The sequence below is a fragment of the Hydrogenophaga sp. GW456-12-10-14-TSB4 genome, from assembly GCF_059424305.1.
In genome coordinates this window covers 1-18,983 of sequence record NZ_JBWKZH010000016.1, presented here as the reverse complement: position 1 = coordinate 18,983, position 18,983 = coordinate 1, and the positions used below count along the sequence as shown (strand labels likewise).

At 67.7% G+C, this 18,983-nt stretch carries 17 protein-coding genes; 12 read left to right on the top strand and 5 right to left on the bottom strand.

Annotated elements, in window-relative coordinates; all coding sequences use genetic code 11:
* Positions 1-45: 45 nt before the first annotated feature.
* Together AC07ZS_RS10345 and AC07ZS_RS10340 are read right to left on the bottom strand one after the other, a co-directional pair.
* Complete coding sequence (locus AC07ZS_RS10345) at positions 46-897, bottom strand: FecR domain-containing protein (RefSeq protein WP_494798515.1); 852 nt, start codon at positions 895-897, stop codon at positions 46-48.
* A gap of 55 nt (positions 898-952) precedes the next feature.
* Positions 953-2,326 (bottom strand): surface lipoprotein assembly modifier, encoded by a 1,374-nt coding sequence (locus AC07ZS_RS10340; protein WP_494798514.1) that lies wholly within the window; start codon positions 2,324-2,326, stop codon positions 953-955.
* Positions 2,327-2,434: 108 nt separating this feature from the next.
* Between AC07ZS_RS10340 and AC07ZS_RS10335 the strand changes: the two genes are divergently transcribed.
* The 12 genes from AC07ZS_RS10335 to AC07ZS_RS10280 all read left to right on the top strand — a co-directional run bounded on the left by AC07ZS_RS10335 (position 2,435) and on the right by AC07ZS_RS10280 (position 13,500).
* Positions 2,435-3,364 (top strand): WcbI family polysaccharide biosynthesis putative acetyltransferase, encoded by a 930-nt coding sequence (locus tag AC07ZS_RS10335; RefSeq protein ID WP_494798513.1) that lies wholly within the window; start codon positions 2,435-2,437, stop codon positions 3,362-3,364.
* Between the two features lie 10 nt (positions 3,365-3,374).
* Entirely contained in the window at positions 3,375-4,550 is a 1,176-nt protein-coding gene (locus AC07ZS_RS10330) for a thiolase family protein (RefSeq protein WP_494798512.1), read from the top strand.
* A gap of 57 nt (positions 4,551-4,607) precedes the next feature.
* Entirely contained in the window at positions 4,608-4,829 is a 222-nt protein-coding gene (locus AC07ZS_RS10325; RefSeq protein ID WP_494798511.1) for an acyl carrier protein, read from the top strand.
* A gap of 252 nt (positions 4,830-5,081) precedes the next feature.
* Entirely contained in the window at positions 5,082-6,881 is a 1,800-nt protein-coding gene (locus AC07ZS_RS10320; protein ID WP_494798510.1) for an HAD-IIIC family phosphatase, read from the top strand.
* Positions 6,882-6,904: 23 nt separating this feature from the next.
* Positions 6,905-7,903 carry an aldo/keto reductase gene (locus tag AC07ZS_RS10315; protein WP_494798509.1) on the top strand — a complete coding sequence of 333 codons (999 nt, stop codon included), beginning with the start codon at positions 6,905-6,907 and terminating at the stop codon, positions 7,901-7,903.
* Positions 7,904-8,119: 216 nt separating this feature from the next.
* Positions 8,120-8,581: a Spy/CpxP family protein refolding chaperone gene (locus tag AC07ZS_RS10310; RefSeq protein ID WP_494798508.1), complete on the top strand. Its 462-nt coding sequence runs from the start codon at positions 8,120-8,122 to the stop codon at positions 8,579-8,581.
* Positions 8,582-8,595: 14 nt separating this feature from the next.
* On the top strand, positions 8,596-8,889 hold the full coding sequence (locus tag AC07ZS_RS10305) for a hypothetical protein (RefSeq protein ID WP_494798507.1): 294 nt from the start codon (positions 8,596-8,598) through the stop codon (positions 8,887-8,889).
* A gap of 9 nt (positions 8,890-8,898) precedes the next feature.
* Positions 8,899-9,606, top strand: coding sequence for a response regulator transcription factor (locus AC07ZS_RS10300; protein ID WP_494798506.1), 708 nt, complete (start codon positions 8,899-8,901; stop codon positions 9,604-9,606).
* Positions 9,603-10,979, top strand: coding sequence for a sensor histidine kinase (locus tag AC07ZS_RS10295; RefSeq protein WP_494798505.1), 1,377 nt, complete (start codon positions 9,603-9,605; stop codon positions 10,977-10,979). Before AC07ZS_RS10300 ends, AC07ZS_RS10295 begins: the two co-directional genes overlap by 4 nt.
* An 81-nt stretch (positions 10,980-11,060) precedes the next feature.
* Positions 11,061-11,927, top strand: a complete 867-nt coding sequence (locus AC07ZS_RS10290; RefSeq protein ID WP_494798504.1) for a GIY-YIG nuclease family protein — start codon at positions 11,061-11,063, stop codon at positions 11,925-11,927.
* Complete coding sequence (locus AC07ZS_RS10285; protein WP_494798503.1) at positions 11,924-12,667, top strand: HipA family kinase; 744 nt, start codon at positions 11,924-11,926, stop codon at positions 12,665-12,667. The genes AC07ZS_RS10290 and AC07ZS_RS10285 overlap by 4 nt, the downstream gene beginning before the upstream one ends.
* Entirely contained in the window at positions 12,664-13,500 is an 837-nt protein-coding gene (locus AC07ZS_RS10280) for a DUF3037 domain-containing protein (RefSeq protein ID WP_494798502.1), read from the top strand. The genes AC07ZS_RS10285 and AC07ZS_RS10280 overlap by 4 nt, the downstream gene beginning before the upstream one ends.
* Before the next feature lie 143 nt (positions 13,501-13,643).
* Here AC07ZS_RS10280 and rpoD read toward each other — a convergent pair whose 3' ends face one another.
* The 3 genes from rpoD to AC07ZS_RS10265 all read right to left on the bottom strand — a co-directional run.
* The gene (gene rpoD / locus AC07ZS_RS10275; RefSeq protein WP_494798501.1) at positions 13,644-15,968 is read right to left on the bottom strand and encodes an RNA polymerase sigma factor RpoD; all 2,325 of its coding nucleotides are present in this window, start codon (positions 15,966-15,968) and stop codon (positions 13,644-13,646) included.
* Between the two features lie 315 nt (positions 15,969-16,283).
* Positions 16,284-18,284, bottom strand: coding sequence for a DNA primase (dnaG, locus tag AC07ZS_RS10270; protein WP_494798500.1), 2,001 nt, complete (start codon positions 18,282-18,284; stop codon positions 16,284-16,286).
* Positions 18,285-18,315: 31 nt separating this feature from the next.
* Positions 18,316-18,983, bottom strand: a 668-nt coding sequence (locus tag AC07ZS_RS10265; protein WP_494798499.1) for a gamma-glutamyltransferase, incomplete at its 5' end; no start/stop codon positions are given.

The following is an 18,983-nucleotide window of genomic DNA, read 5'->3' as shown; positions in this document are numbered from 1 at the left end:
CAAGGCGAGCCGCCGGTCTGTGGAAGGGGCGCGGCCGTTCCTCGGTCAGGACTGGTTTTGAACCTGAACGGTGCCTAGCAGGTCTCGCAGCGCGTTCGACGGATTGGCGCTGGTGACGCTGTCGACCACGTTTTTCAGACGGTCGTTGGCCAGCGTCGAGCCGGGGTTGTTCGCGCCGCCCGGCGTGTTGCCGGTGCTGATCAACTGGCCTGCAGGGGCGGGGGGCGGGTTCGAGGCCGTATTGCCCGTATTCGGGCGGCTCTCCAGCCGCTGCAACGTGCTATTGAGGACGTCGGCGGAGACGCGCCTGGGTTCGGTAAAGGTGTTGCCCGTGAGGTCGGCGCCAAAGCCGGCCCGGGTGATGGTCTGCCTGTTGCCGTTGCTGTCGGTCAGGGTCATCCCCTGGCCGAACAGGAAGGTGCCCGTTGTGCGGTTGCCATTGTCTTCGGCCACGGCGATGCCACCCAGGATCTCGATCTTGCCGTGTGCCGTCGTGATCGTGGTCGCGGTGTTCTTGCTGATCTGGCCGCCCACCACGCGCACCACGCCCTTGACCAGGCCCAGGCGGATCCGGCCCTGTTTGGTGCCCGGGTCGAAGGTGAATTCGTCGATGGTGAGTTCCGCATCCGGGCCCAGGGTCAGGGCCGACTGGTCCATGAACAGCACATGCATCGGGCCGCCGCCATCGGTGCGCAGGCGCTGGCCCGGCACGACGCTGCTGCCGACCACCATCAGCTCGTTGTTGCCGGTGACCTTGCCGCCGGGGGCGACGGCCGTCACCACGCCGGTCCTGCCGGCGCCACCCGCAGCCGTGGGGCTCTGCGCCATGGTCGCGGGCACGGTGGCGGTCGACAGTGCGGCGGCAAGCCACCAGTCCTTGGAAATCGGCGGGGTCATTTCGGGGTCCTCGGGAATGCGGTCGAAAGGGGGTGTGCGGGGCCTTGCATGGGCATCAGAAGCGGTAGCCGGCCGCCAGGTACAGCGAGGTGTTCTTGTTCTCGTTGTTGGGCAGGTTGGCGTTGGTCTTCATGTGCTCCAGCTGCACCAGCAGCGACCAGGCGTCCGACAGCGGCACGGTCTGGCCAACGCCGATGCGCCATTCGGTGTCGCGGCGCGCGGTGCCTGCATCGACCGCCGGGTCGGCCGCGTCGTAGCTGCGCCGCAGCACGCCGCCCCAGACCGAGGTGCTCCACAGGCCGCCGCTCTTGAGCGGGCTGGCGTAGCTGCGCACGTAGGTCACGCGGACTTCCTGGCTGTCGTGGTCGTAGATGCGCAGCTGGGTGCGTTGCGAACGGGCGCGCAGCTCGCCGCTGAGCACGTGGCCGGGCGCGAGTTCACGCGTCAGGCGCACGCGCAGCAGGTTGCTGGGGCCGCTGAGGTCGTCCGCGGCGGGCACGTCGATGCGGGTCGCGTAGTCGGTGTAGCGGTACTCGTAGCCACCGTCGATGAGGGTGCGGTCGTTGAGGCTGTAGGCCGCCTCCACACCCGCGCCGTGGTTGCTCAGGTAGCGGTGGCCTTGCGCCACCAGCCCGGCAGCGACCAGGTAAGGCCGGATCGTCAGGCTCGGCGCGGCGCTGGGCGAGGGCTTGAAGCGCACGCCGGAGGTGACTTCGAGCAAGGCCAGGTTGTACGGGTCGGTCTGGTTGGCCTGCAGCGTGCTGCCCGACGAGGAACTGAACTTGACGACCTGCGCCGTCAGCGAACTCACGAGGGTGGCTTCGTTCTGCAGGCCCAGGTCGTACTGGTGGTCCAGGCGCAGGGTGGCCTGCACGTCGGTGTCGCTGTCGGGCCGGTTGGGGTTGTTGACCAGCGCGCCGCCTGCCAGCAGGGTGGCGCTGTCGCTGCGGCCGGTGGGGTTGCTCTGGGCCCGCAGGCCCAGGATCACTTGCCCGTCCAGGCGCGAGACCCGGGTGCGTTGGCCGATGTCCTTGAGCAGGGCCTCGGCCTGGCTGCGCTGGGCCGCGTCCAGGCGCGGGTCGTCGATGGCACGGCGCAGCAGGCCGGCGGCCATGTCGTACGAGCCGAGCCGGTAATACAGGATGCCCAGGTCGAGGCGGGTGGAAGCCGGTGCGTTCGGGTCCAGCAACTGGCGTTCGAGCGCGGCGATCGCGCCTTCGTAGTTGCCCGACTGCGCCAGCAGGCGCACGTAGCGTTCACTGGCCGCGGCATCGGCGGGCGCGCGCATCGACTGGCGGAAGGCCTCGTCGACCTGTCGCTCCAGCGGCTGGTTGCTGGAAGCCTGTGCCCACGCGGCGGTGCCAAAGACGTTCAACGTGGCGAGCGCCACGGCAGAGATACGCAGTGATGGGGTCTGCGGCACACGCATGGGGTCCAGCCTCCTGAGTTAGGGTGAAAATCGCGATCGATAATACACGTTTGGTTGCCTGCGGTTACCGTGAATAAACGGTTGATTGCTTTCATATTAGTAGCTGGCATGGAGCACGAGAAATCTTCTGAAAAACCGCAACGTTCGCCTTACGCCATGGTGTTCGGTGGGCGCAGCGAACGTGCGCGCACCGTGCTGGTCTATGGCAATTGCCAGGCCGGACCTTTGGCGCTGGCGCTCAGCGCGATCGATGACTTGAACGACGACTACCGTTTCGTCGTGGCGTTCAACCACCCCGTTCCGGGTGAGCTCACGGCGCCCATCATCCCGGACGAAGATTTGAAAGATGTGGCCTTGGTGTTGCGCCAGGTCGAGGACCGCACGAACAACCCCGCGCTGGAGGTGCTCACCTCACGCCTGCCCGCCAGCTGCCCGGTGATCCGCTACCCCACCTTCATGCTGTTCTGCGGCTGGCCTTTCGAATGCATGGAGACGCGCGAGCGGCACGATCCGTCGTATCCCGTGTTCAAGCGGTATCCGTATGGCGACATGCTTGCCTTGCAGATTGCCGAGTCCGGTCTGACGGGGCCGCTGGCGGTGGCGGCGTACATGGACCTGTCGTACCGCAAGATGCCCAACATGCAGGTGCGACTGGAGCGCGACATCGCCCGCATGCAGCATTACGACGCCATCAGCGACGTGAAGTTGTCCGACTACGTGCTGGAGCGGTTCCGCGATGAGCACCTGTTCTGGACCAGCGGGCACGTGTCGGGCAAAGGTGTGGCCGAGCTGGCGCGCCGCGTGGCCGAACAGGCGCGCCCCGTGCTGGGCGGGAGTGCCGCACGGGCCGAGGCCTGTCTGGCTGCGGGGGCGGTGCATTGGGACATGGGCGGGCACCAGAACCCGATTCATCCGCTGGTCGCCGAATCGCTGCAGCTGCGCTTCTGGCAGGCGGACGCCACCTACCGATGGGGGACACAGCAATGGAACTTCTACGAGTACATCCAGCGCAACATCGAATACGACACCAGTTGGTGAGGTGCTGTCCATGAACGACGATCCGGTGGTGATCAGCGCTGCGGCGCGCACGCCCATCGGTGCCTTCCAGGGGGCCTTCAAGGACATACCCGCCACCACGCTCGGGACGATCGCCATGCAAGGCGCGTTGGCGCAGGGCGGTGCGACGGCGGCAGACATCGATGAGGTGCTGTTCGGTCACACCGCCGTGGCCGGGCTGGGTCAGGTGCCGGTGCGCCAGGCCGCGTTGCACGCAGGCCTCGCGCACGCTGTGCCGTGCACGGCACTCTCCAAGGTCTGCGGGTCCAGCCTGCAGGCGCTGATGGTGGCGCACGACCTGATCCGCGTCGGCACGCTGCGCACGGTGCTGGTCGGTGGCATGGAGAACATGAGCCGTGCGCCGCTGCTGCTGGGACGCGAGCGCGGCGCGCACCGCGCGGGCCTGCTGGACCACCTGATGTTCGACGTCATGCAGGACGCGTGCGCCGCGTCGACACCCACCGGGTTGAGCCACTTTGCGGACGCCACCGCGGTCGAACAGGGCTTCACGCGGGCAGAACTGGAAGCGCAGGCCTTGCGCTCGTTCGAGCGTGCGCGGTCGGCCCAGGAGAGCGAAGCGTTCCTGCGCGAGACCGTGCCCGTGCGCCTGGTCGATGGCCGCGTGGTGGCGAACGACGAGCCGGTGAGCCAGGTGTTGCCCGAGAAGTTTGCCGAGCTCAAACCCTTGAGCGGCCCGCAGGGCATGGTCACGGCCGCCACCAGTTCGCCCCTGTCGGACGGGGCGGCCGCTCTCGTGCTCACGCGCCATTCGCACGCCAGCGCGCAAGCGTGGCCGGTGCGCGCGCTGGTGCGGGGCCACGCCTCGCACGCGCAGGCCCCGCAGCAGTTCAGCACCGCGCCGGTGGGCTCGGTGCACAAGTTGCTGGCCAGAACCGGCTGGCCGATCGACTCGGTCGAGCTGTGGGAGATTGGCGAAGGCTTCACCGTCGGCCTGCTGGCGGTGTGCCGGGCGCTGGGCGTGCCGCTGGACCGTGTGAATGTCCATGGCGGTGGATGCGCGCTGGGGCATCCCGTGGGCGCCACCGGTGCGCGCATGGTCGTCACGCTGCTGCACGCGATGGAGCGTCGCGGCGCGCGGCGCGGTGTGGCCACGCTCTGCATGGGCGGCGGCGAGGCCCTGGCGGTGGCGCTGGAGCTGCCGTCGTGAGGTGTCCCGTCCCTATACTGGCGCGCTTCCTTCCACCGTCCTTCGAGAAAACCGCCCATGCCTGAAGTCCGCGCCCTGATCGCCTCGGTGCTGCAGATCCCCGCCGATGCCCTCCGTGACGACGACGGCACCGAGACCGTCGAGTCCTGGGACAGCCTCAAGACCGTCATGCTGGCCAGCATGATCGAGATCACCTACGACATCACGCTCGACAACAGCGACATCGAGCAGCTGACCTCCGTGAGCGCGGTGCGCGAGGTCATCGCCCGCCATGTCTAGGGCCTGTTAACACTATTTTTCCAAGATGCGTTGCGGATCAAAAAGGCCATGCGCAAGGCGCGAAACGCAGACGGGCCGGGCGGCCCGGCGAGGCTTCGCAACGCGGCGCATGGCCTTTTTGGCCGCAACCCGCAGGGAAGGGGTTGAGAACAGCGCCCCTCGTCGTTGCACTCCCAGGCCAGGCGTCCAGCCTGGCCGTCGTCGCGCGCCTAGATGGGCGCTGTTCTCAACCCCTTCGCACTTGGAAAAATAGTGTTAACAGGCCCTAACCTGAAAGCGGTGCGCGAACGGCTGGCCGCGGTGGCCCGGCCGCCGCTGCCCGAGCTGATGGCTTGCGCAACGGACATCGCGGCGCTCGCGGCCGAGGGTGGCGCCGCGCGGCGCGTCGCGCTGGCCGCCGACCTCACTCCCGATCTGCTGCGGCAGGCCATCGCCTGCGCCATCGCCCAGGAGGGCGAGCTGGCTTGGGTGCACGCCGCACCGTACGGCGTGATGCGCCAGGAATGCCTCGACGGCGGTTCGGCCCTGCATGCTTTCAAGCCCGAGGTGGTGGTGCTGGTGCCCGACTGGCGCCAGGCCCTCGAACCCCTGCCGCTGGAGGCCGACGCCGCGGCGGTCGCGGCCGACACCGCGCGGCAGGTGCAGGCGTTCGAGGCGATCTGGGCCGCGCTGGAAGCGCGCGGCTGCCGCATCATCCAGCACCTGTTCGTGCCGCCGTCCGTGCAATGGCGGGGCATGGCCGACCGCCGATCGCCGGCCTCGACCGCGCGCCGCGTGCAGGCCCTCAACGAGGCGCTGATCGATGCCGGCGCGGGCCGCGTGACCTGGCTGGAAGCCGACCGGCTCGCGGCCGGCGTCGGTCTGGCCGCGTGGTCGGCACCGCGCTTCTTTCACGCCGGCAAGCTCGGCTTCGACCCGCGCTTCCTGCCGGACTACCTGCCCTGGTTCCGCGGCGCCTGGCGGGCCGCGACGGGCCGCACCCGCAAGCTGCTGGTGCTCGACCTCGACGACACCCTGTGGGGCGGCACCATCGGCGACGACGGTCTCGACGGCATCGCCCTGGGGCCGGCCCATGGCGGCAAGGGCGAGGCCTTCGCGGCCTGGCAGCAGCACCTCGCGGGCCTGGCGCAGCGCGGCGTGGTGCTCGCGGTCTGCAGCAAGAACGCGCCCGAGATCGCCGCCACCGGTTTCGAGCACGCCGACAGCGCCTTGCGCCGCGAAGATTTCGCCGCCTTCGTCTGCAGCTGGGACGACAAGGCCACCGGCTTGCGGCGCATCGCACAGGAACTCAACCTCGGGCTGGACGCCATCGTGTTCGTGGACGACAACCCGGCCGAGCGGGCGCTGGTGCAGCAGCTTCTGCCCGAGGTGGCGGTGGTGGACATCGGTGCCGACCCGGCGCAGTTCATCGAGCGCCTGGAGGCCGGGCACTGGTTCGACCAGCAGGCCTACACCGAGGTGGACCATGGCCGCCAAGCCGCCTATGCCGCGCTGCGCCAGGCGCGCGCGGAGGCGACCTCGTCGGCCGACATTGGCAGCTACCTGGCGGGCCTGGCGATGCAGGGGCGGGCCGCGCCCGCGCTCGCGCAGGACCTGCCCCGGCTGGCGCAGATGGAACTCAAGACCAACCAGTTCAATCTCACCACGCGGCGCTACACCCAGGCGCAGCTCACAGCCCAGATGCAGCAGCCCGACCGGCTCGCGCTGGCCTTCCACCTGAAGGACCGGTTTGGCGATCACGGCCTGGTCGGCTCGCTGCTCGCGGTGCGCGAAGGCGATGCGCTGCGCATCGACAGCTGGCTGCTGAGCTGCCGCGTCTTCTCGCGCACCGCCGAGGCCTTCATCCTGCGCACCTTGGTCCAATGGGCCCGTGAGCAGGGCGCATCGACCCTGGTGGGCGAATACCTGGCCAGCGCGCGCAACGCCGTGGTGGCCGATCTCTACGCGCGGCTGGGCTTCGTGGCCTTGTCCGATGATGGGCGGTGGTGGCAGCGCGAGCTGGCCGCACCGCTCGATGACCTGGCCTCGGCCATCGCCGAAGCCAGTCCCTGAACCCTTTTTCCGGAAAGACCTCCATGAAGCAACGCCAACTGGGCCCCTTCAGCGTCAGCGCCATCGGCCTGGGCTGCATGAACATCTGCCACGCCTACGGTGCCCCCGTGTCCAAGGAGCAGGCCGAGCGCGTGCTGCTCACGGCCTTCGATGAAGGCGTGACGCACTTCGACACCGCAGCGCTCTACGGGTTCGGTGCCAGCGAGACGCACGTGGGCAACGTGCTGTCCAAGCACCGCAGCAAGTTCACGCTGGCCAGCAAGGGCGGCATGGCGGGCGTGCAGTTCGACGACGGCGTCAAGCGCGTCATCGACGGCCGGCCCGAGGCCATCCGCAGGAACTGCGAAGACAGCCTGCGCCGCCTCAAGACCGACGTGATCGACCTCTACTACCTGCACCGCTGGGACAAGCAGGTGCCGGTGGAGGACAGCGTGGGCGCGATGAGCGACCTGGTGCGCGCGGGCAAGGTGCAGGCCCTGGGCCTGTCCGAGGTGTCGGCCGCCACCATCCGCAAGGCGCAGGCGGTGCACCCCATCGCCGCGGTGCAGACCGAGTACTCGCTGTGGACGCGCAACCCCGAGATCGCGGTGCTCGACACCTGCCGCGAATTCGGCATCACCTTCGTGGCCTTCAGCCCGGTGGCGCGCGGTTACCTGTGCGGCCCCGATCTGGACGTGAGCAGTTTCGACGCCAAGGACATCCGCCGCGCGATGCCGCGCTTCGCGCCCGATCACTTCGCCGCCAACCTCAAGCTGCTGCCCGCGTACCGCAAGATCGCGAACGAGGTCGGCTGCACGCCGGCCCAGCTCGCACTGGCCTGGCTGCTGCACCAGGGGCCGGACGTGCTGCCCATCCCGGGCACCTCGCGCGAAGACCACCTGCGCGAGAACCTGGGCGCGTCGGACGTGGCGCTGGACGCGGCCACCCTGGCCCGACTGGACGCGCTGATCAACCAGCAGACGGTGAGCGGCAACCGGTACAACGAGCAGTCGAACCGCGAAGTCGACACTGAGGTTTATTGACCCCCCCGCCGCGCTTCGCGCGACCCCCCAGGGGGCGCTCCCTGGGACCGGCGGAGCCGGATCCGTGGGAGCCCTGGACGAGGCCCTTCGCTCTGGAGCGCGCGCGGCGGGGCTGAAAAATACCGATACAAAGCGAAACCCTCGTGAGACGACGTGGGGGAGAGCGCCCGGCACCATGACGGTCATGTTCAACAGTCCCTTTGAAAGGACACCGTCATGAAACCCTGGATCAAACGCTCCCTCCTGGCCTTCACCGGCGTGGCCATCGCCGTCGGCAGCCTGGCCGCCTGTGGCCACCGCGAGCGCGCCCCCATGAGCGCGGAGAAGATCGCCGAGGTGCGCGGCAAGGTGGTCAACCGCATCACCAGCAAGCTCGACCTCAATGCCGAACAGCAGCAGAAGCTCAACGTGCTGGCCGACAAGGTGCAGGCCCAGCGCACGGCCCTGATCGGCCAGACCACGAACCCGCGCGGTGAAATGAAGGCGCTGATCGCCGGCGAAAAGTTCGACCGCGCCCGCGCCCTGAACCTGCTCGACGAGAAAACCCGCGTGGTGCAGGTGAGCAGCCCCGAGGTGATCAACGCCCTGGCGGACTTCTACGACAGCCTCAACCCGACGCAGCAGGCCGAGGTGCGCGAGCGCATGGGCAAGCGCCACGGCTGGTTCTCGCGCGGCTGAGTGGGATGACCGCCATGTCGCCCGCGCTGCAACCGATCGCCCAGCGCCTGCGCGACCACGGCCCGGCGCTGCTGGCCGGGGTGGACGACCCGCACGACGAGCTGCTGGCCCTGGTCTGGGGCCCGCGCTTCGACCGCGAGCACGCGCTGGGGCTGTGGGCGCGCCTCTCGCGCCGCCAGCCGACCGAAGCCGTGCCGGCGCTGCCGGCCATTCTCTCGGCGGCCGACCGCTTCGACGGGCTGGACCGTGGCGCGCAGCAGCGGCTGCGCCGCCTCATCGTGCGCCACCGCGCCCTGGGCGCGGTGTGACAATGCCTCATGCACCGCGTTCTGCTCATTGACGACGACGAACAGCTCGGCCCGCCGCTGGCGACATACTTCCAGCGCTTCGAGCTGGCGCTGACGCACGCGCTGCGGCCCAGCGAGGGCCTGGCGCGCCTGCGCGGCGAAGCCTTCGATGCCGCCATCCTCGACGTGATGCTGCCCGAGATGGATGGCTTCGAGCTCTGCCGCACCATCCGCAAGGAAAGCGATATCCCCATCGTGATGCTCACCGCGCGTGGCGATGTGATGGACCGCGTGGTCGGCCTGGAGCTGGGCGCCGACGCCTACCTGCCCAAGCCCTTCGAGCCGCGCGAGCTGGTGGCGCACATCCAGACCGTGCTGCGGCGGCGCCACGGCGGCAACGGCCCGCCGGCCGCGCCCGCCCGCGCGGTGGAGCCAGGCACCCTGGTGTTCGACGGCCTCACCATCGATCCGGCGCGCCGCAGCGTGTGGCGCGAGGGCGAGGTGGTGGAGCTCACCAGCACCGAGTTCGACCTGCTGCACCTGCTCGCGCGCGAGGCCGGGCGCGTGTTCAGCCGCGACGACATCCTCAACCAGCTGCGCGGCCACGAGGCCGACCTTTACACCCGCGCGGTCGACATCGTGGTGAGCCGCCTGCGCAAGAAGCTCGAACCGCTGGACTGCATCAAGACCCTGCGCAACGCGGGCTACTCGCTGGCGCTGCGGCGCCTCTCGCCATGACGGCGCCGCGGCCCTGGTACCGCCGCGCCGGCCATGCGCTGCGCTGCTCGCTCAAGCTGCGCATGGTGATGGTGTTCCTGCTGCTGGCCATGACGATGTCGTTCACCTTCATCAGCGGCGTGCAGAAGGCCTTCGCGGTCGGCTGGCGCGAGGCGGCCCGCCCGCTGCTCATGGACTACGTGGACCGCCTGGCGGCCGATGTCGCCGCCGGCGGCAGCCCCAGCGTCGAGCGTGCGAAGGCCCTCACGCAGCGCCTGCCGCTCACCATCGACATCGCCGGGCCGCAGGTCAACTGGCGCTCGCACCCCAACCAGCAGCGCCTGCACTGGCGGCGCGACCGGGCCTGGAACCACGAGCCGGGCCAGGACGACGCCGGTTGGGGCGACGACCAGGAGTGGCAGCAACTGCTGCAACGCACCACGGCCGATGGTCACCGCCTGGAGTTCGGCGTCGACGAAGCGGTGTTCGACCGCCGCCCCAGGCTGGTGGGCTATACGCTGATCGCGCTGCTGGTGCTCACCTTGCTGGCCTTTCTGTACGTGCGCCGCCTGCTGCGCCCGCTCGACGACATCCGCCAGGGCGCCTTGCGCTTCGGCGCGGGCCGGTTTGATCAGCCCATTCCCGTGCGCCACCCCCGGGGACCGGACGAACTGGGTGAGCTGGCCGCGACCATCAACACCATGGGCCAGGACATCCAGCAGATGCTCGACGCCCAGCGCGCCCTGCTGCTGGCCATCAGCCACGAACTGCGCAGCCCGCTGACCCGCGCCCGCCTGAACACCGAGCTGTTGCCCGAGGGCGCCGAGATCGCCCCGCAGCGAGAGGCCCTGCTGCGCGACCTGAGCGAGATGGCGCGCCTGATCAGCGACCTGCTGGAGAGCGAGCGCCTGGCCGGGCGGCACACCGCGCTGCACCGCGAGCCCACCGACCCGGCCGCGCTGGCGCGCGAAGTGATCGACGAACTCGCGGCCATCCAGCCCGCCGCACGCGGCATCGCGCTGCACGTCGCCGGTGAGCCGGCCGAGATGCCGCTGGACCGCATCCGCGTGCGCCTGCTGCTGCGCAACCTGCTGGACAACGCGCTGCGCCACAGCGCGGGCGCACCGGTGCCCGTCACCCTGTACGTGCGACCGGCGGGGCAGGGCGTTGAATACGAGGTGCGCGACCACGGCCCCGGCGTGCCCGAGGACCAGCTGACCCAACTGGGCCAGCCCTTCTTCCGCCCCGACACGGCGCGCACGCGCAGCGCCGGTGGGGTGGGGCTGGGCCTGTACCTGTGCCGGCTGGTGGCGCAGGCGCACGGCGGGACGCTGGCGGTGCGCAACGCGCAACCGGGTTTGTCGGTGGTCGTGACCTTGCCTGCCGCCATCTAGAATGCCTTTCGCCGGAAGGGCACCGGCCGTGCCCATTGCTCTCGCGCGGGGATGCATCCGCGAGCTGCTTCAAGAGATGTCATGACCCCTTTCTCGCTCCGAATCTTCGTGGCCGATGGCGACCCTGACGGTTTGCGCATCGTCGAAAAGTCCAACTGGATTGGCAAGGCGCTGGTGTTCCCACGTGCCTTGCTGCCGCAGGTCAAGTTGCGCTCAGAGCTGGCGCAGACTGGGGTGTACCTGTTGCTGGGGCCTCGACCAGACGGCGAGGGCGAGATGCTCTATGTGGGCGAGGGCGACCCTGTTCGGCCTCGACTGGAGAGCCACTACGCCCAGAAGGATTTCTGGGCTCGCGCCATCGGGTTCACCACCACGTCGTCCGGGCTGCTGAACAAGGCGCATGTGCAGTTTCTGGAGGCGCGGTTGATCGCGTTGGCCCGTGCGGCCAAGCGCATGCCGCTGGACAACGCCAATCAGCCCACAGAGCCCAGCCTGAGCGAAGGTGACAGAGCCGACATGGAGGTGTTTTTGTCCCACATGCTGGGCATGCTGCCGGTGTTGGGGGTGCACGCGTTCGAGCAGGCGCCCAAGGCCGCGGTTGCCAAGGCTGCGCCATTGCTTACCTGCAAGGGCAAGGGCGTGGTGGCCACAGGCTACGAGGCCAGTCAGGGTTTTGTGGTGACGGTTGGCTCTCGGGCGGCAGCCGAGGCGGTGCCTTCCATGGCTCTGCATGTGAGGGGCATGTTTGATCTTCGGCAGGAATTGATATCGACAGGGGTGTTGGCGCTTGACGGCGATTGGTATCGTTTCACGCAGGACTACAGCTTCAGCTCGCCCAGCACCGCCGCAGCCGTGGTACTGGGCCGCAGCGCCAACGGTCGTACCGAGTGGCAGGACGCGCAGGGGCGGACGTTGAGGGCGTTGCAGGAGGCGGAGGCGGCCAAATGATCGTCATAGAAGAGGTCATCAAGCGGGCAGAGCAGGGACAGACAGCGCCCTATGTGTGCCGTTGTGACGACGGACACTTCTACTTCGTCAAAAGTGGTGGACTTCCCAAGCGAGAGCTGGTGGCCGAATGGCTTTCTGCGAACATGGCCCGCGAAGTGGGCGTACCAATTCCCGAGTTTTCACTGGCGGAGGTACCCGAAGAGCTGTGTGATCCACGGTTGGGTGAGTGGATGACGGATTTGGTTCCTGGTGTGGCGTTTGCTTCGCGTCGGGTTGAGGCAAGTGACTTTGCTTGGAGCATGGCGCAGCATGTTCCGGCACGACTGAGAGCCTTGATAGCGGCTTTTGACTGGTGGATTCACAACGCTGATCGCACGTTGTCGGCCCTGGGAGGGAACCCCAATTTGCTATGGCGTCAGGGAGCAGATGGGGGCGAAGTGGTGGTGTTTGACCACAATCTGGCATTTGAAGCGGGTTTTGATGCAGAACAGTTTCTAAGTTCTCACGTGTTCGCGGCGGATCTCCGGCTACTGGCTTCCGACGGGGTCGCGCGTCAGCAGTTGCGGGAGGGCTTTGAGGCGGCCCTCCGTTCGCTGGAGGATGTCTGCGCTACCATTCCAGAGGCTTGGCGCTTTGCTGACGCCGAACAGACCGTACCGGCCGCATGGAACTTACCGGAAATGGTGGCGACGTTGGAACGTTGCCGTAACGAGCAAACCTTCTGGAATCTCACACCATGAAAACCGCATGCCATTACGCGATCGTGCGCTTCATGCCGTTCGTGGAGACGGAAGAGTTTGCCAATGTGGGTGTGGTGCTGTTCGCGCCCCGAGCACGCTATTTTGGCTTTCGCCTGCTGGGTAACCGCACCAGCCGCATCACCAACTTCTTTGAGCAGATGGAAGTTGCCACCTATCGCGCGTTCATGCGTGATCTTCGTGAAGAGCTGGAACGGGTGAGTGGCGCCTTCAAAGCCAACGGGGTTGACCGTCGCTTGGGCAGCATGGACGAGAAGGCCACGTGGGCCTTGTGGACTGAGCTGATCAAGCCGCGCGCGAGTCTTCTGCGTTTTGGGGAGGGGCGTTTGGTGCTGACCGGTGATCCCGAGGCCAAATTGCGGGACCTGTATGGCTACTACGTCGAGCGCAATTTTGTGACTCGCGAGTACCGCGAGCAGGTGCTGGAGCGCAATATTAGGCAGGTGCTCAAGGGCGCGAATCTGGCTAAGCGCTTTCAGCCGGCTCGCGTGGGCAACGAGGAGTATCACGCGCAATTCCCATTTGTCCAGATGGAGGGCGAAACGCCAGTGAGGGCCATCAAAGCGCTAACGCTGAGCCAGTCTGATCCAGCCCGGATCATTGATCACGGGGGACAGTGGGTTTTGAGGGTGACCCAGCTCCGCAAACGCGGCCTGTTGCCACAGCATGTGCTGTTTGCCGTGGACGAGGATTCAAATGCCACTGACTTGCGTGCGCAGGCTCGGGAAGACGTGTTGGCGGATCTCCGGGAGTTGAATGTTGAGGTAACAGGTCTGGGGCAGGACCAGTGCCTGCTGGAGTTTGCTCGAGGATGAACGTCCCTGCGCCAGCCCTTCTTCGGTCGAGGGGGCTGCTGAGCCTGTTGCCTGAATGGCGATTCTCGCGCGAGGCTTGACGCTCGCGCCACCATGAAAAAAGGGAGCCTGAGGCTCCCTTTTTTCTGTTGATCGACCGCCGCTTACAGCGTGTCGATGAAGCTGCGCAGCTTGTCCGAGCGGCTCGGGTGCTTGAGCTTGCGCACCGCCTTGCTTTCGATCTGGCGGATGCGTTCGCGTGTCACGTCGAACTGCTTGCCCACTTCTTCCAGCGTGTGGTCGGTGGACATCTCGATGCCGAAGCGCATGCGCAGCACCTTGGCTTCGCGCGGCGTGAGGCTGTCGAGGATTTCCTTGACCACTTCGCGCAAGCCGGCCTGCATCGCGGCCTCGATGGGCGCGGTGTTGGCCTGGTCTTCGATGAAGTCGCCCAGGTGCGAATCGTCGTCGTCGCCGATGGGGGTTTCCATCGAGATCGGCTCTTTCGCGATCTTCATGATCTTGCGGATCTTGTCCTCGGGCATCTCCATCTTCTCGGCCAGGATGGACGCATCGGGCTCGAAGCCGAACTCCTGCAGATGCTGCCGCGAGATGCGGTTCATCTTGTTGATGGTCTCGATCATGTGCACCGGGATGCGGATGGTGCGTGCCTGGTCGGCGATCGAGCGGGTGATGGCCTGGCGGATCCACCAGGTGGCGTAGGTCGAGAACTTGTAGCCGCGGCGGTACTCGAACTTGTCCACCGCCTTCATCAGGCCGATGTTGCCCTCCTGGATCAGGTCCAGGAACTGCAGGCCGCGGTTGGTGTACTTCTTCGCGATCGAGATCACCAGGCGCAGGTTGGCCTCGATCATTTCCTTCTTCGCGTCGCGCGAGGTGGACTCGCCCTGGTTCATCCGCTTGTGGATGTCCTTGAGGTGCGTCAGCGGCACGACCACGCTGGCCTGGATGTTGATCAGGCCCTGCTGCAGTTCCTGCACCGGCGGGATGTTGCGCTCGATGACGACGCTCCAGGGCTTGCCGGCCGCGGCCTGCTTCTCGACCCACTTGAGGTTGAGCAGGTTGGGCGGGAATTCCTTGATGAAGGTTTCCTGCGGCATGCCGCACTTGTCCACGATGATGCGGCGCAGCTCGCGCTCTTTCTTGCGCACGTCGTCGACCTGGCTGCGCATGGTGCCGCAGAGCTTCTCGATCGCCTTGGCGGTGAAGCGGATCGACATCAGCGTCTCGGTGATGGACGTCTGCGTCTTGAGGTAGCCCGGCGTGCCGTAGCCTTCCTTGTCGTAGATCTTGTGCAGCTTCTCGAACAGCGTGCGCATGTTGTCGAAGCGGGAGAGGGCTTCGCGCTTGAGTTCCTCGAGCTTGCGGGTCAGGGCCTTGGAGCCGCCCTTGCCGTCGTCGTCGTCGGCTTCGTCGTAGTCGTCGAAGTCTTCTTCGGCCACGTAGTCATCGGCTTCGTCGGCGTCGGCAAAGCCGTCCACCACGGTGGAGATGACCACCTTGCCTTCGCGGATGTCCTCGGCCATCACCAGGATCTCGGCGATGGTGGCGGGGCTCTCGCTGATGGCGGCCATCATGTCGTTGAGGCCGCCCTCGATGCGCTTGGCGATCTCGATTTCGCCTTCGCGCGTGAGCAGCTCCACCGTGCCCATTTCGCGCATGTACATGCGCACGGGGTCGGTGGTGCGGCCGAATTCGCTGTCCACCGTGGACAGGGCGGCTTCGGCTTCTTCCTCGGCTTCCTCTTCGGTGGCGGCGGTCGGGCCGGTGTTGTTCAGCAGCAGGGTTTCGGCGTCGGGGGTCTGTTCGTAGACCGCCACGCCCATGTCGTTGAGCAGCGAGACCACCACTTCCAGCGTCTCGGCTTCCACCAGCTTGTCGGGCAGGTGGTCGTTGATTTCGCCGTGCGTGAGGTAGCCGCGCGTCTTGCCCAGCTTGATCAGGGTCTTGAGGCGTTCGCGGCGGTTGCGGGCTTCTTCTTCGGACAGGACGGTCTCGTCCAGGCCGAATTCCTTCATCAGCGCGCGTTCCTTCGCCTTGCTGATCTTCATGCGCAGGGGCTTGACCTTCTCGGTCGTCTGCGCGGCGGTGGTGTCCACCGCTTCGACTTCGGTCTCGTCACCCGTCAGGTCGTCCTCGATGTCGCTGAGGTCGGCATCGTCGAGGTCCGCATCGGCCTTGCCGCCCTTGGCGGCGGCCTTGGGTTTGCGGCCGCGCTTGGCGGCGGGCTTGTCGCCCGTGTCGGCCTTGGCCGGGCGACCGGCCTTCTTCTTCGCGGGTTCTTCGAGCAGTTCGGCCTCTGACTTGGCGGCGGACTTCTTGGCGGGCGCGGCCTTGGCGGCGGGGGTCTTCTGGGTCACAGCGGGGGCTTTCTTCGGGGGAGAAACCGGAGCAGCCGCGCTCGCGCTGGCCTTCTTGGCGGTTTTGGTGCTGGACGCAACAGACGTACTGGATTTCTTCGCGGGCATGGGGACCTCAAAAAAATGTCGAACTGGAACCGGCAGAACACACAAAACGCCTGAAAGGCCGCGCGGCGCGGTCCGTCCCGGTGATTTTGTTGGGCACAACGCCTGCCTTTCGCCGGAAAGGGCAGGCCTGCAAGCTGTGGGGCGAACATTTGGTGTGCAGTCCTTGCGGGGTTCCATCGGGCGGGGGAGGTCGCCGAGGTGGCCAGGAAAGGTGTTCCATCTAGCCCCGAACAAGGGGCCGGGCCGGTGCCGGAGGTGCTGCTGTCGCGCTTGCGGTGCAAAACCTTGGATTATACCGCTGACCCGGATTTTTTGTCAGGCTGGTGTGCTGCTCTTGAGGGCCAGCAGCTGGGCGTTGACGCGCTTGTAGTCCTCCATGGCGCTGGTGTCGCCCCGGGCCACGCGATCGGCCAGCTGGCGCGCCTGCTCCTCCAGGCCGTCGCAGCGCAGGCGGTTCATCACGTCGGTCAGTTCGGACAGTTCGGTTTCCGGGTCGGCGCCCATGGTCGCCTGCTCGACCTGGACGCAGGCAAATGCCTCGTGCTCGTTGCCCCGCAGGGCTTCGCGCATGGCCGCCCAGGGCTGGTGGCCGTGTTCGTGGAGCTGGGCCTCCAGCCAGCCGAACACCTGGCCGTGGGGGGCCGGCAGGTGGGCCAGCAGGGCGTGGTCATCGGCCGACAGGTTGTCCCAGGCATGCGGGTTGGCCAGCAGCAGGCCCACCGCGCGGTCGGCCCGGCTGCCACCGGCGCGGCGCGTGCCCAGCATGCGGGGTGGGGGTGGCGGGCCCTTGCGCCATTTGCCGTAGCCTTTGCCGCCATAGCTTTTACCGCTGCCGCCCCCGCTGCTGTAGCCCCCGCCGCCATAACCGCCGCCGGACTCCTGGGGGTGGTCCGGGACATAGGAGGCGCTGGCACCGCCGCCGCCGTCGTAGTAGCCGTCGTCGTGGCCTTGCGGTGCGGGGGCCGGGCTGGGGGCGCGCGGCTTGCGCGGGCCGTTCCCGCCCGACTGTTGCCAGAGCTGCAGCAGGTCGGGGCTGCCGATGCCGATGCCGGTGGCGAGTTCGCCGAGCAGCTGGCGCTTGAGCGCGCCGTCGGGCAGGGCGCTCCAGAGGGGGCGCGCCTGGCTGGCCATGCGGGCGCGGCCTTCGGCGCTGGTGAGGTCGCAATCGGCGCCGGCGGATTCGAGCAGGAAGCGCGAGAGCGGCACGGCCTCTTTCACGCATTGCGCGAAAGCTGCCTCGCCGTTGGCGCGGATGAAGCTGTCCGGGTCGTGTTCGGCCGGCAGGAACAGGAACTTGACGCTGCGCGTGTCGGTAGCCAGAGGCAGGGCCGCGTCGAGCGCCTTGCGCGCGGCGCGCCGGCCGGCGCCGTCGCCGTCGAAGCTGAACACCACCGAGTCGGTGAAGCGCAGCAGCTTCTGCACATGGTCGGGGGTGCAGGCCGTGCCCAGCGTGGCCACGGCGTTGGCGAAGCCCAGCTGGGCCAGCGCGACCACGTCCATGTAGCCCTCGGTGACGAGCGCATAACCGGCGACGCGGATGGCGGTGCGGGCCTCGAACAGGCCGTAGAGTTCGCGGCCCTTGCTGAACACCGGCGTCTCGGGTGAGTTGAGGTACTTGGGCTCGCCCTTGTCGAGCACGCGCCCGCCGAAGCCGATGTGCTCGCCCTTGACGTTGCGGATCGGGAACATGATCCGATCGCGGAAGCGGTCGTAGCGCTTGGCCTGGCCGTCGGCGCCTTTTTCGTCCTCGTGCTCGATCACCATGCCCGACTCGACCAGCAGCGGTTCCTGGTAGTCGGGGAAGACGCTGGCCAGCGCGCGCCAGCCCTCGGGCGCGTAGCCCAGGCCGAAGGTCTTGGCGATCTGGCCCGACAGGCCGCGGCCCTTGAGGTAGTCGATGGCGCGCGGCGAGGTCTTGAGCTGTTTCGCGTAGGCGTGCGCGGCTTTCTCCAGCACGTCGTTGAGGGTGGCCTGCTTCTGGCGCTGCTGGGCGGCGCGCTCGCGGTCCTGCGGCGAGGCGTCGTCTTCGGGAATCTGCATGCCGGCCTGCTGGGCGAGGTCTTTCACCGCCTCGATGAAGCTCATGCCGGCGTGTTCCATCAGGAAGCCGATGGCGTTGCCGTTGGCCCCGCAGCCGAAGCAGTGGTAGAACTGCTTGGTCGGGCTGACGCTGAACGAGGGCGATTTCTCGCCGTGGAACGGGCACAGGCCCATCAGGTTGGCGCCGCCCTTCTTGAGCTGCACGTAGCGACCCACCACGTCGACCACGTCGACGCGGTTGAGCAGTTCCTGAATGAAAGTCTGGGGGATCGCCACCGGGCTATTTTGACCGATGGCCCGTCAGGGATCAGTCCCCCGCGACGATGCCCTCGCGGCGGGGATCGGCCCCGCCCAGCCAGACGCGTTGGCCGCGCTGCGTTCCGCGCTGGAGCGCCTGCAGGCCGCTGGTCATCTCCGGCTCCTCCACGGTGTGGCCGCGCTCACGCAGGGCCTGCACCGCCGGCGCAGGGAAACGGCCTTTTTCGAGCAGGAGCGGGCCGCCGGTGGTGCCGAAGTTGGGCAGGTCGATGGCGGCCTGGGGCGTCAGGCCCCATTGCAGCGCGCCATGCAGGGTCTTGGCGGTGAAGTGGATGATGAGTGCGCCGCCGGGGCTGCCGGCGCTCATCAGCAGTTCGCCGCTGGCCTGGTCGAACACCAGGGTCGGCGACATGGACGAGCGCGGCCGTTTGCCCGGCTCCACGCGGTTGGCGATGGGGCGGCCCTGGGCGTCGCGCGGCGCGAGGCTGAAATCGGTGAGCTCGTTGTTGAGCAGAAAGCCCCCCGGGCGTGCCGGGTCGGTGGTGACCATCAGGCGCGAGCCGAAGCCGGCTTCGATGGTGGTCGTCATGGCCAGCGCGTTGCCGAAGGCGTCGACGATGCTGATGTGGCTGGTGCCGTACTCGGGTTGATCGGGCATGGGCGACCCCCCGACCTGCACCCCGGCGGGCTGGCCGGCCGGGGCCTGGGGCATGCGGG